Consider the following 11,264-nt stretch of genomic DNA (forward strand, 5'->3'; position numbering starts at 1 on the left):
GATCCCCGTGGCTGAGCAGCGCGAGATCGGCCGTGAGGGAGCAGGCGCCGAGCACCCAGCGATAGCGCTCGGCGTGCCAGGGCTGGCCGAACAGGATGTTGTTGCGGATGGTGTCGTTCATCAGCCAGGGTTTATGGCCCAGATGGGCAACCCGGCCGTGGCGACGGATGCTGCCGGCAAACTCGCTGTCAAAGCCGGCAACCAGATGCAGCAGGCAGCTCTTGCCCGCCCCGGTGGCCCCGGTGATCCCCACGAGCTCCCCCGGTGCGATGGCGAGGCTGGCTCCCTCGAGCACCGGTTTTTGCTGGTGCAGGGCACTGACGCCTTCCAGGTGGAGGGCCCCCGCCGGCAGGGCGGGATCATCGAGTTCCCGGTGCTGCTCCGGGCTGTTCAGGAACTCGCACAGCCGGTTGAAGCCGGTGTTGAAGTTGATCAGGGTGCGGATGAGGTAGGGTAGTCGCATCATGGGGATGCGCAGCACGGTAAACAGGGCGATGGTGGTGAACACCTGGGGCAGGGTGAGGGTGTTGCCCGACGCCAGGTAGGTGGTGAAGGTGGCCAGGGTCACCAGCAGGGGAGTGCTCAGCATCAGCCCTTCATTGATGGCATCGAGCCTGAGCACCCGGCCCAGGACTCCCAACTCCTGCTGGCGCTTGGTGTTGGCCGCCCGGGTGAAGAAGGGGCCAAGCCCGTTCTGGCGCACCAGCCGCAGCTTCTTGATGTATTCCGCCAGGATGCCGTTGCGCTCGTCCTGTTGACGCTTGAGCTGCTGCTCCTGCTGGTTCATTCGCCGTACCACCCGGGTGGAAATGAGCAGCAGCAGGGCCAGCACCGCGAAGCCCACCAGACCGGCACTGCCCACCTGCCACACCAGCAGGGCGATGGTGCCGATGAGTTGCAGCGCCATGGTGACCGGCATGGCGGGGTCCGCAAGAATCCAAGTAATGTCCCACACGTCCCGGTTGATGAGGTTCTGAACCCGGCCGCCGGCCCTGTCGTCGAAGCTCTTGCCACCCTGCTTCATCACCTTGGCGAGCAGGGATTCGGCCAGCAGACGGCGGATGGGCACGTGCATCTTGAGGGCCAGTTGCAGGGAGTGCTCCGCCAGCATGCCGGCGGCGAGCACGGAGGCGAACAGGGCCAGGGCCAGCAGCAGCTTGTGGCCGGTGGTGGCATCGGTGCCGAGCTGGGTCATGCTGTGGTTGAGCAGCCAGGGGCTGGTCAGGGTGGCGAGCATGCCGAGCAGTTGCAGTAGGGTGAGCAGGCCAATTCGTCCCTTGTAATGGCGCCAGATAAAGGCGGTCAGAGGCCAGGGGCGCACCGGCTGGCGGGCGGTGAGCGCGAGGAAGGCGTCGGCGCGGCCGTCGCGCCTGTCTTCCGGCAGCAGGGGATAGAGATCGTCGAGACTGACCTGGGGCTGGGTGAGCCCCTTGTGCAGCAGCGGGCCGGTCCAGCGATAGAAGAGGCGACTCAGCCAGCCGGCCGAGATTTCCGGATGATCCAATGGGTGTCCTTGTTGTTTTGTGTTGCTTCCATGGGCGGGGCGGCTCATGGGCCGCCCTCGAACTTGTTGTCTTGCTGCGGGCGTGCGCCCGGCGGGATCAGCGATCCCGGTTCATGCGGATGAGCCGATCCAGGATCCGCTCGCCATCGACCCGCAGGCCGTTGTGTTCGTACTCGTTGGTGATCCAGGCGCGGCTGTTGCCAAGCCCCTTCAGGGTGTCGCGGCTGTAGTCAAACTCCACGTACATGTCCTCGGCATAGACGGCGCAGGCCACCGGCACAGTGTTGCGGGCCAGCTGCGCCGGGTCGTAGAGGGGACCCCAGTCCGCTTTCTGGGCAAGCAGGTGGGCGGCCTCCTTCAGGGGAATGAGCTCGCGGAACTGCTCGAACATCCAGGGGAAGATCATCTCGCCGGTGAAGGCGAAATCTTTGCCTGGCGCCCAGGCCAGGGAAGGGAACTCCCTTCTCACCCGCTCGGCCGCCCAGTTGCTGGCACTCCCTTCGCAATAGATGAGCTCGTGCAGGATGGCGAACACCGGGTTGGTGTTGAACGGCTGCATGGCCTGCACCTGATAGAGGAAGGCGGGGTTGAGGCGTTCGCCGATGAAGGCGTCTTCCAGCAGGTAGTAAAGTGCCTCGAAGGCGCCGCAGGCCCCCAGATCCAGCCCCTGCTGCTGCAACTGCTCCACCGTCAGGCGCTGGCCGTTGGGCAGGCGCACGTCGTAGTGGTGCAGGTGGTTGGCCAGCCGGTTGGCCAGGGCCTGGGCATGGGGGAAGCGGGTGAAGAAGGCGCGGTTCTTGTCCGCTACCCGCTGGTAGGTGGCGCGGTAGACCTCATCCGCACTGCGCCCGATGGGGGCCACGCCTCCGGTGAGGTAGACCTCGTGCAGGCTCCGCGGGAACAACGAGAGGTAGGTAAGGCTGCAAAAGCCGCCGAAACTCTGGCCGAGCAGGCTCCAGGGGCGCCCCGGGCTCAGCACCTCGCGAACGTACTCGGCGTCGCGCACTATGCTGTCGGCGCGAAAATGGCCGAGGTAGTCCGCCTGCTCACTTGGGGTCATCCCCGCCAGGGCGTCAGCACTGATGGGGGTGGAGTGGCCGGTGCCGCGCTGATCGAGCAGCAGTACCCGAAACTCCTGCAGGGCCCGCTTGATCCAGCCGCCATCGGCGGTCGGGCGAGGTGCGCCGAAGCCCGGGCCCCCCTGCAGATAGAGCAGCCAGGGCAGGTCATCATCCAGCTTGTCCTTGCGGCAGAGGGTGCGGCCAAACAGGGTGAGGGTCGCCTCCTCGTCGGGATGCTGGTGGTCGAGGGGCACGGTAAAAAAGTGTGGCTCGCAATGGATGCCATCCAGCACATAGTGCAAGGGGCTGCTCATCTGGGGTCTCCCTGAGGGTAGGAAAATCGTCGGCCTCATCATAGCCCTGGCGCAGGAGCGGGTCACGCCAGTTTTCCAGATTGTTAACAGAGATGGAGTCTGAGGTCGGTGCCGTACAAGGTGTGGTTTCGCCGCGGTTGACGGCGGGCTGCAACTGGACAAAGATGAGCCGCCTGCCGGGACGGGCAGGGATAGGTCAGCACCCCGGGTGCAGGAAACTGGATGGAGTTGGCTCAATGAAGCCGAGATGGATACGTGTTCGCAAGAGACGCACACAGAGGGATCCGGAGGGGGTGCTGCAGGTGGGTTTGCTGGTGTTCAGCGCCACCTGTGGTGCCACTCTGTTGCTGGCGGCCTGCAACGGCGGTTAGCTGAGTGAAACAGACCCGCTTGTCATGAGCGGGTTTTTTCATGCCGGAGCAGAAGGTCGGGACCTGCCTGTAGCCCTTTGCTGACGCGGGTTTGCGGTATGCAGAGTACGGCTGCTATGGTCAATTTACGACCGGATCCACAGAGGGAGGCGATCATGAACAGTCGTGAAAAAGTCCTGGCTCATTTGGCCACAGATCACCGGGTTGCAGGATTGACCGCCGGCGAGGCACTGGCTGGCATGAGCCACTCGATGAGTTCGCTCCTGCTGCAACAGGATCAGCACTTCTTTCGCCGCCATGCGGACGACCCCTGCCACGAAGTCGCCCGGGCCTGCTCGGCTGGACACGTATGGCATGGGGACGAAAACCACTACTAGCCCCGGCATGTGAGTAAATGACAGATGCAAAAAGGCCCGCTCATCTGAGCGGGCCTTTCGAATTTGGCTCCTCCTACTGGACTTGAACCAGTGACATACGGATTAACAGTCCGCCGTTCTACCGACTGAACTAAGGAGGAATAGTTGGTGCCCAGAGACGGAATCGAACCGCCGACACGGGGATTTTCAATCCCCTGCTCTACCGACTGAGCTATCTGGGCAACGGCGCGCATTAAACCCTTTCTGGATTGAGGTGTCAACCACAGGCCGCAGATTGATGTACCGTTCGCTCGATATCCGAGCAATCTTCCCGTGATTGGACCGGTTTCCCCGTTTTAACCATGAAAAGAGGGGCGCCTGTGCGGCAGGGCGGGCCGACGGCCAGCAGAACATCATGAAGGATGGCGGGCTGCCTGACGTGCCGAGGGCTGCCCGTTGGCGCCAAGCCGGAAGAGGCGCCAGTTATCTTGGCCCATCGATTGAGCCTGCCGCGCTCTGCGGGTATGCTTTGCCGCACTCATCCCCTGGCCATGGTCCGGGCCGACGCGGCTGGCAGGGGTGACATCCATCCAACACCGCCTGGGGTTTATATGAATACCAATATGCAAGAGTGGCGCGAAGAGACCGCCGCCATCGTCAACGAGCTGCTGGCCGATGGCAGCAACCCGGATCTGGATTACGAGATTGAGCACCACTTTGCCTGCCAGAAGTTCGATCTGCTGGAGAAGGCGGCAGTCGATCTGTTCAAGGCCGGTTTCGACGTGACCGACGCCGAGGAGATGGAGCTGGACGACGGCGCCACCATCTTCTGCTTCGACGCCATGGTGGAGTGCAAGCTGGACATCGACACCATCGTCGCCGACATCGAGAAGATGCTGCCCATCCTCGAGAAATACGGGGTGGACTACGACGGCTGGGGCACCTACTTCCAGGAGTAAGTGCGTCAGATCACGTACGCTTTGCAAAAACAACAAGGCCACCCTCGGGTGGCCTTGTTGTTGCTGGCTTACAGCTCCGGCAGCTGGTAGCTGCGGGCAAAGTCGGCCGGTGGGAGGGGGCGGCTGAACAGATAGCCTTGCAGCCGATCGCAACCGACCTGCACCAGCCAGGCCTGCTGCTCCGGTGTCTCCACCCCTTCGGCGGTGATCTTGATGCCAAGTTCATGGCCCAACCCGATGACGGAACGCACGATGGCGGTGGTGGCCTGGTTGGTGGCCAGCCCCTGGGTGAAGCTCTTGTCGAGCTTGAGGGTCGCCACTTGCAGCCTGGGAAGGTAGGCGAGGGAGCAGTAGCCGGTGCCGAAGTCGTCGATGGCGAGCTGGAAGCCCGCCTCGATGAGGCTGGCCAGGTTGCTCTCTATCTCGTCGGCATTCTCCATCAGCACCCCTTCGGTGATCTCCAGCTCCAGTTGCCAGGGGGCGAGCCCGTGGCGCGCGATGCAGTCGAAGATCTGCGGGCAGAGCTCGGGATCGCGGAACTGCAGGGGCGAGAGGTTGATGGAGAGCACCAGATCCGGGGCCGCCACCTGCCAGCGGGCAAGCTGGGCACAGCCGAGCTCCAGCATCAGCTGGCCGAGCTGGCCGATGAGCCCCAGCTCCTCCGCCAGCGGGATGAACTCGTCGGGGGAGATCATGCCGAATTCGGGATGGGGCCAGCGGCAGAGCAGCTCAGCCCCGTGTAGCCGGTTGCTGTGGGTACAGATGATGGGCTGGTAGACGGCGGTCAGCTCGGCGGACTTGATGGCGAGTGGCAACTGGGCGGCGATGAGCTGGCGGCGTTTGAGCTTGGCATCGAGTGCGGGGTCGAACAGGGTACAGTGCTGCTGCTGGCGCTTGCCCTGGGCCAGGGCGGCCTCGGCGTGGCTCAGCAGACGCTCGGCATCCTTGGCCTTGCCATGGGCGATGCCGAGGAACACCGGGATCTGGATCCTGTGTTCTTCCACCTGATAGGGCGTCATCAGCTCCTGCTGCAGGTTGCGGCTCCACGCATCCAGAGAGAGGGGGAGCTCGGGCAGCAGCAGGGCGAAGTCATCCGCCGCGACCCGACAGAGCAGGGACTGGGGCGGCGCCAGTCGTTGCAGGCGGCGGGCCACCTGGCTCAGCAGGCGGTCGGCGACCCGTATGCCGAAGCGATCGTTGATCTCGCGAAAATGTTGCAGATCCACCAGCAGCAGGCTGGCCTTGCGGGCGCCCAGATGACGGCTGGTCTGGAGGAAGTGGGAGAGCTTGAGCAGGCCGGTCAGGCTGTCGTAGTGCTGCTCCTGCTGCAACTGGGCCTGGGTGGTGCGCAGCCCGGTGATGTCGCGGCTAAGGGTGAGAATGCCGAGGGAGTTGCCCTCGTCATCCGGCACCTCGACCCGGGTGACCTCCAGATGGCGGCCTCTGCCTTGGGCATCCACCACGCAATATTCCCCCTGACCCAGGGTTTGTTCGACGGGCAGCCGGGGCGGGACGCGCCGACCCAGAGCCTCGCTTGCCACCAGCCCCATGAAGTCGAGAAAGGCTTGGTTGCAGTCGATGAGCACGCCCTGGTGATCCTCGAGACGGATGAGGTCGGGAATGGCATCCAGCAGGCGGCGTTGCAGCAACTGCTGCTGGCGGAAGGTCTGCTCCAGCTCCTTGCGCTGATCGATGGCGCTGACCATGGCAAACAGGGCGATGGGGTCGCCGTGCTCGTCATACAGGGGAACCTTGTTGATCTCCATCCAGCTGGCGCCTTCGCCGCTGTGGCAATGGAGCTGCTGGTGCAGCAGGGGTTTGCCGTCGGCCAGCAGGCGGTCATCTTCCTCCCGGAATACATCCCCCCAGGGCATCTCGGCATCGCTCTTGCCAATGAGTTCGCTCGGGTCTTGCAGGCCGGCTTCCCTGGCGAATGCCTTGTTGGCAAACAGGTACCGTCCGTGCTTGTCCCGGCAGAAGATATTCATGGGTAACTGGTCGATGATCTGCTGCAGCAGCGCCAGGGAGAGCGAAGAAGTCACGAGAGCACTCACGGGGGAGACTTCGAGCAAATCTATGATAACAGGTGGGTTTTGTAAAGCCTGGGTTAAGAGTACGCCATTTGTGCGGATCCCTGCTGACAGCCTGTGTCGCGATCGCCATAATAGCCGCCGGTTGGCCTATGGCCTTATGGATGAGAGAAGCAGCATGAAGAAGATAATGGGGGGCGCCCTGGCCCTGTTGATGGTGGGTTGTGCGAGCGACAACAACGGCGGCGAGCAGTATCGCTATACCCCGCCGGTTGCCAAGGCAACCAACAACACCCAGGAGATGGCGATCCCGGTGGATCTGGTGTGGGCCCGTGCCGAGAAGTGGTTCGGCGATCACGGTCTGAACATCGAGAACAGCCAGCGTGGTGCCGGTCTGATGACCGCCAACGTGGAAAACTCGGCCGATGGTCTGGAGTGGCTGGATTGCGGCACCATGGGGTCCAAGGTGGCGCTGGGCAACCCCAACCTACAGATCAACCTGATCATCACCCAGAGCGGCAACAACAGCGTTGCCACCGTGAACGTCAAGGGCAATACCCAGCTCTACTTCGTCGAGTCCTCCGGCGAGCGGGTACTGGCTCCCTCCATCACCCCGGTGTGCGTCTCCCGCGGCAGCCTGGAACAGAGCCTGTTCTCCACCCTCGGCAACTGATCCTGCCGGGTATCATGAAAAACCCCGTTGCATGCAACGGGGTTTTTTTATGCCTGCTCTGCGCCCATCAGGGCGTGAGGGGAGGGATGACGAGGATCAGGGGGTCAGATCGCCGTGATAGAGCACATGGTCGCCGGCTTTGAGCACATAGCCCTTCCAGGGGAAGAGCTGATAGCCGCCGCCCTGCCAGGACCAGTTGCCCTCTTCGCCCTGGCGGATCAGCCGGATCGGCTCGCCCTCTGGCAGGGTCAGCTCGGCCTGACTCTGATCGGCATTGAACAGCACGAAAGCGCTGACGGTCTGACCGGCATCGATCGGGTTGAGGCGAATGCCCTGCTCGAACAGCCGCACGCACTGGCCTGCCAGCGCCGACCATTGATAACCCGCGCTGCCGATGCAGCCATGTTCGTCGCGATCCGCGCCGACCAGGGGCTCCTTCGGTGTCGTGTTGCAGGCGGCCAGCAGCAGGGTGGCCGCCATCAGGGTCAGGGTGCGCATGGTTACTCGTTGGCGTCCCGTTCGATGACGATGTTGGAGAAGCCCAGCTCCTTGAAGTAGTTCTCCCGGTAATCCTTCACGCTCTTCTTGTCGCGGCGGCACACCTGGGCCAACTGCTCTTCCATGGCGTGGAAGCGGGTCAGATCGATCCCCTCGGCGGCGGCAACGGCATCATAGATGCTGTTGAACTTGTCGTTGGCGTAGCCAATCTCCCTGGCCTGCATCTTGTAGGTGTAGGTAATCTTGAACGCCATGGCGTTATTCCTTTGATTTGGCTTGCTTGCGCTGGACGTACAGATAGAGGCTTTCGACCTTCTCTCTGGCCCAGGGGGTCTTGCGCAAGAACTTCAGGCTGGACTTGATGCTGGGATTATCGGTGAAGCAGCGGATATTGATCTGCTGCCCCAGCGCTTCCCAGCCATAGTGCGCGACCAGGGCCGTGACGATGGCTTCCAGGGTCAGCCCGTGCAGCGGGTTGTTCTTCTGGGAAGCGGGTTGATCGCTCATGCTTGCGCCGCCAGGGTGGCAAAGGGCTGACCCATGCGGGTGGTGACCCCGTTGGCCAGGTGCGGCTCGAAACCGGCCAGCATGCCCGGGCCAAACAGGCAGACCACGGTACTGCCCAGCTTGAACAGGCCCATCTCGGCCCCCTTTTGCAGGGTGATGGCTTCATCGCCGGTGTAGTCCCAGCGCACCACCTTCTTCTCTTTGGTCGGCGCTATGTTGCCGGCCCAGATGGTTTCGATGCTCGCGACGATAGTGGCACCGACCAGCACCAGGGCCATGGGGCCGTGGGGGGTTCGGAAGGTGGCCACCACCCGCTCGTTGCGGGCAAACAGGTTGGGCACGTTCTCGGCGGTGAGGGGGTTGACGGAGAAGAGATCCCCCGGCACGAACACCATGCTCTCCAGCACGCCGTCCAGCGGCATGTGGATACGGTGGTAATCCTTGGGTGCCAGATAGATGGTAGCGAAGTCGCCATCCTTGAACGGGGCCACCAGATCCTCATAGCCCCCCAGCAGCTCGCGGGCGCTGTAGTCGTGGCCCTTGGCCTGGATGATGCGACCTTGGCTGATGGGCCCGAGCTGGCTGACGGTGCCATCCACCGGCAGGGCCAGGGTCATGGCGTCTTCCACCACGGGGCGGATGCCGGGTTTGAGCTCGCGGGTGAAGAAGGCGTTGAAGCTCTTGTAGTGGGCCGGGCTCTCGTGCAGCGCCTCGCTCATGTCGACCTGGTACTGCTTGATAAAGGCCTCGATCACTTTGGTGGTGAGGTTACCCGCTTCGGCGGCGGCAAGTTTGCCCACCAGGCGGGAGAGGGCGTGTTTGGGCAGGCAGTATTGACCGGCAATTTTCAGGTTGTCAGTGATGCTCATGATCTTCATCTGGGAATGAGTTGAACGGGTCACAGTCGCGCCTGTTGGCGACCGTGGCGGGCTTCCTGCATGGTTTCCAGGATGCGGTGGTAGTTGTGGAAGCGATCGGCGCTGATGGCGCCCGCTTCGACCGCGGCACGCAGGGCGCAGCCGGGATCATCCTTGTGGGTGCAGTCGCGGAACTTGCAGCCACCCAGGTAGTCGCGAAACTCGACGAAGCACCAGGTGATGCGGTCGGCTTCCAGGTGCCAGAGGGCGAACTCGCGGATCCCGGGGGAGTCGATGAGATCGCCGCCGCTCGGGAAGTGGTAGAGCCGCGCCGTGGTGGTGGTGTGCTGGCCGAGCCCCGAGTTCTCGGAGATCTCGCCGGTGAGCACGTCCAGCCCCGGCATCAGGGCGTTGGTGAGGGACGACTTGCCCACCCCGGACTGGCCCACGAAGATGCTGATCTTGTCGGTGAGCGCCGCCTTGAGGGCGTCGATGCCCTCACCGCTCTCGCAGCTCACCAGCAGCACCTCGTAACCGAGCTTGCGGTAGGTCTCGAGCTGGTGCTCGATACGGGCGCGGGCCGCGTCATCGAGCATGTCGACCTTGTTCAGCACGATGAGGGGCGCTATCTCCACATCTTCTGCCGCCACCAGGTAGCGGTCGACGATGTTGGTGGAGAACTCGGGCATCACCGCCGAGACGATGATGATCTGGTCGATGTTGGCGGCGATGGGTTTGACCCCGTCGTAGAAGTCCGGCCGGGTCAGCACCGAGTGGCGCGGATGCACCGCCTCGATGACGCCGGCAGTCGCGGCATTGAGGCCGGGGCGCCACACCACCTTGTCGCCGCACACCAGGCTGCTGATGCTGCTGCGCCGCAGGTTGCTGCGGTGGATGGCACCATCGCTCGCCTCGACATCCGCGTGCTGGCCGAAACGGCTGATTACCACCCCTTCGATGGCGGGGCCGAACAGGGTGTCATCCACCTCTGTGGTGTGCTCTTTTTGCAGCCGCCGCTCGCGGTTGGCCTGGACGCGCCTTTGTTGACCCAGATTGAGTTTTGCTTTCTTTGCCACGGGGTTTGCCAGTTTATGAACAGATTCAAAGCCAGTATGATACATGCAAATTGGCAAAATTCCGCCATTCCTCCCAATAGAGAGAGCAATCATGACAGTCAGCGCGCAGAACCTGGTATGGATCGACATGGAGATGACGGGTCTGGACCCCGAAGAGAATGTGGTACTGGAGATCGCCACCATCGTCACCGACAAGGACCTGAACGTGCTGGCCGAAGGGCCGGTCATCGCCATCCACCAGAGCGAGGAAGAGCTGGGCAAGATGGATGACTGGAACGTCAACACCCACACCAAGAGCGGGCTGGTGGCCCGGGTCAAGGCGAGTGAATACGACGAGGCCAAGGCCGTTGCCGAGACCCTCGCCTTCATTCGCCAGTGGGTGCCGGAGCGCACCAGCCCCCTGTGCGGCAACAGCATCGGCCAGGATCGCCGCTTCATGGTCAAGCACATGAGCGATCTGGAAGCCTTCTTTCATTACCGCAACGTGGACGTCAGCACCATCAAGGAGCTGGTCCGTCGTTGGCAGCCTGAACTGCTGGATCAGTTCAAGAAGAGCGGCTCCCACCAGGCGCTGGACGACATCCGCGAATCCATTGCCGAACTGCAGTTCTACCGCGCCCACGTCTTCAAAATCTGAGTGGCTGGCAAGGGTTTGCCGTCGTTCGGTTGCTAAAATCAGCAGTTCGGCCAGCTTTTGAGCGAACGGCTGCAACCAGACAAAAAAGCCCTTGCAATTGGAATGTCTGCTCTTATAATTCGGCTCCCGTACAGTAGCGCAAGCAACCAAATGCTGTACGGTCTGTTTTCAGGTTTTGCGGGAATAGCTCAGTTGGTAGAGCACGACCTTGCCAAGGTCGGGGTCGCGAGTTCGAGTCTCGTTTCCCGCTCCAATCATCAGCACAGCCTCAAGACAATCCATGTTGCGGGAATAGCTCAGTTGGTAGAGCACGACCTTGCCAAGGTCGGGGTCGCGAGTTCGAGTCTCGTTTCCCGCTCCAAAATGTTTGCTGATGACGTTCCGATGCGGGAATAGCTCAGTTGGTAGAGCACGACCTTGC

General features: G+C 62.6%; 13 protein-coding genes and 4 tRNA genes. 7 read left to right on the forward strand and 10 right to left on the reverse strand.

Going from position 1 to position 11,264, the window contains the following annotated elements; translation table 11 throughout:
• The coding region (locus AACR77_RS03940) for an ABC transporter transmembrane domain-containing protein (RefSeq protein WP_042879871.1) at positions 1 to 1,504 on the reverse strand (1,504 nt) is incomplete at its 3' end.
• 97 nt (positions 1,505 to 1,601) lie between these two features.
• The gene (locus AACR77_RS03945; RefSeq protein WP_042879873.1) at positions 1,602 to 2,879 is read right to left on the reverse strand and encodes an alpha/beta fold hydrolase; all 1,278 of its coding nucleotides are present in this window, start codon (positions 2,877 to 2,879) and stop codon (positions 1,602 to 1,604) included.
• 236 nt (positions 2,880 to 3,115) lie between these two features.
• On the opposite strand from AACR77_RS03945, the gene AACR77_RS03950 reads away from it, so the two are divergent.
• Positions 3,116 to 3,250 (forward strand): hypothetical protein, encoded by a 135-nt coding sequence (locus tag AACR77_RS03950; protein ID WP_080560565.1) that lies wholly within the window; start codon positions 3,116 to 3,118, stop codon positions 3,248 to 3,250.
• 155 nt (positions 3,251 to 3,405) lie between these two features.
• Entirely contained in the window at positions 3,406 to 3,627 is a 222-nt protein-coding gene (locus AACR77_RS03955; RefSeq protein WP_010675494.1) for a hypothetical protein, read from the forward strand.
• Between the two features lie 64 nt (positions 3,628 to 3,691).
• On the opposite strand, the gene AACR77_RS03960 is transcribed toward AACR77_RS03955, so the two are convergent.
• A tRNA-Asn gene (locus AACR77_RS03960) sits at positions 3,692 to 3,767 on the reverse strand.
• Positions 3,768 to 3,772: 5 nt separating this feature from the next.
• Positions 3,773 to 3,848, reverse strand: a tRNA-Phe gene (locus tag AACR77_RS03965).
• A gap of 381 nt (positions 3,849 to 4,229) precedes the next feature.
• On the opposite strand from AACR77_RS03965, the gene rraB reads away from it, so the two are divergent.
• A complete protein-coding gene (rraB, locus tag AACR77_RS03970; protein WP_039040164.1) occupies positions 4,230 to 4,565 on the forward strand; it encodes a ribonuclease E inhibitor RraB in 336 nt (111 codons plus the stop codon).
• Between the two features lie 68 nt (positions 4,566 to 4,633).
• On the opposite strand, the gene AACR77_RS03975 is transcribed toward rraB, so the two are convergent.
• Entirely contained in the window at positions 4,634 to 6,607 is a 1,974-nt protein-coding gene (locus tag AACR77_RS03975) for a sensor domain-containing protein (protein WP_042879877.1), read from the reverse strand.
• A 166-nt stretch (positions 6,608 to 6,773) separates the two neighbouring features.
• Between AACR77_RS03975 and AACR77_RS03980 the strand changes: the two genes are divergently transcribed.
• The gene (locus tag AACR77_RS03980; protein WP_029314787.1) at positions 6,774 to 7,268 is read left to right on the forward strand and encodes a hypothetical protein; all 495 of its coding nucleotides are present in this window, start codon (positions 6,774 to 6,776) and stop codon (positions 7,266 to 7,268) included.
• Positions 7,269 to 7,364: 96 nt separating this feature from the next.
• Here AACR77_RS03980 and AACR77_RS03985 read toward each other — a convergent pair whose 3' ends face one another.
• The 5 genes from AACR77_RS03985 to rsgA are packed head-to-tail and all read right to left on the reverse strand — an operon-like array spanning position 7,365 to position 10,206.
• On the reverse strand, positions 7,365 to 7,766 hold the full coding sequence (locus AACR77_RS03985; RefSeq protein WP_042879879.1) for a hypothetical protein: 402 nt from the start codon (positions 7,764 to 7,766) through the stop codon (positions 7,365 to 7,367).
• A gap of 2 nt (positions 7,767 to 7,768) precedes the next feature.
• On the reverse strand, positions 7,769 to 8,020 hold the full coding sequence (locus tag AACR77_RS03990; RefSeq protein ID WP_042879881.1) for a DUF2960 domain-containing protein: 252 nt from the start codon (positions 8,018 to 8,020) through the stop codon (positions 7,769 to 7,771).
• Positions 8,021 to 8,024: 4 nt separating this feature from the next.
• Positions 8,025 to 8,273: a VF530 family protein gene (locus AACR77_RS03995; RefSeq protein ID WP_042879883.1), complete on the reverse strand. Its 249-nt coding sequence runs from the start codon at positions 8,271 to 8,273 to the stop codon at positions 8,025 to 8,027.
• Positions 8,270 to 9,142, reverse strand: coding sequence for an archaetidylserine decarboxylase (gene asd, locus AACR77_RS04000; RefSeq protein ID WP_042879887.1), 873 nt, complete (start codon positions 9,140 to 9,142; stop codon positions 8,270 to 8,272). Before asd ends, AACR77_RS03995 begins: the two co-directional genes overlap by 4 nt.
• Before the next feature lie 29 nt (positions 9,143 to 9,171).
• The gene (gene rsgA, locus AACR77_RS04005; RefSeq protein WP_042879889.1) at positions 9,172 to 10,206 is read right to left on the reverse strand and encodes a small ribosomal subunit biogenesis GTPase RsgA; all 1,035 of its coding nucleotides are present in this window, start codon (positions 10,204 to 10,206) and stop codon (positions 9,172 to 9,174) included.
• Between the two features lie 91 nt (positions 10,207 to 10,297).
• Here rsgA and orn point away from each other — a divergent pair, with 91 nt between their 5' ends.
• The 3 genes from orn to AACR77_RS04020 all read left to right on the forward strand — a co-directional run bounded on the left by orn (position 10,298) and on the right by AACR77_RS04020 (position 11,204).
• Entirely contained in the window at positions 10,298 to 10,843 is a 546-nt protein-coding gene (orn, locus tag AACR77_RS04010; RefSeq protein ID WP_042014296.1) for an oligoribonuclease, read from the forward strand.
• 177 nt (positions 10,844 to 11,020) lie between these two features.
• Positions 11,021 to 11,096 (forward strand) — tRNA-Gly (locus AACR77_RS04015).
• Positions 11,097 to 11,128: 32 nt separating this feature from the next.
• Positions 11,129 to 11,204 (forward strand) — tRNA-Gly (locus AACR77_RS04020).
• Positions 11,205 to 11,264: the final 60 nt, after the last annotated feature.

Source organism: Aeromonas sp. ZOR0002 (genome assembly GCF_963866995.1).
In the GTDB taxonomy this organism is placed as follows: Bacteria; Pseudomonadota; Gammaproteobacteria; order Enterobacterales; family Aeromonadaceae; genus Aeromonas; species Aeromonas caviae.

Excerpts from the sequence above, each read along its gene's own strand:
- asd (WP_042879887.1), bottom strand. The coding sequence starts at position 9,142 with ATGAGCATCACTGACAACCTGAAAATTGCCGGTCAATACTGCCTGCCC.
- AACR77_RS03995 (WP_042879883.1), bottom strand. The coding sequence starts at position 8,273 with ATGAGCGATCAACCCGCTTCCCAGAAGAACAACCCGCTGCACGGGCTG.
- AACR77_RS03955 (WP_010675494.1), top strand. The coding sequence starts at position 3,406 with ATGAACAGTCGTGAAAAAGTCCTGGCTCATTTGGCCACAGATCACCGG.
- AACR77_RS03945 (WP_042879873.1), bottom strand. The coding sequence starts at position 2,879 with ATGAGCAGCCCCTTGCACTATGTGCTGGATGGCATCCATTGCGAGCCA.
- AACR77_RS03980 (WP_029314787.1), top strand. The coding sequence starts at position 6,774 with ATGAAGAAGATAATGGGGGGCGCCCTGGCCCTGTTGATGGTGGGTTGT.
- AACR77_RS03950 (WP_080560565.1), top strand. The coding sequence starts at position 3,116 with ATGAAGCCGAGATGGATACGTGTTCGCAAGAGACGCACACAGAGGGAT.
- AACR77_RS03985 (WP_042879879.1), bottom strand. The coding sequence starts at position 7,766 with ATGCGCACCCTGACCCTGATGGCGGCCACCCTGCTGCTGGCCGCCTGC.
- rraB (WP_039040164.1), top strand. The coding sequence starts at position 4,230 with ATGCAAGAGTGGCGCGAAGAGACCGCCGCCATCGTCAACGAGCTGCTG.
- AACR77_RS03990 (WP_042879881.1), bottom strand. The coding sequence starts at position 8,020 with ATGGCGTTCAAGATTACCTACACCTACAAGATGCAGGCCAGGGAGATT.
- orn (WP_042014296.1), top strand. The coding sequence starts at position 10,298 with ATGACAGTCAGCGCGCAGAACCTGGTATGGATCGACATGGAGATGACG.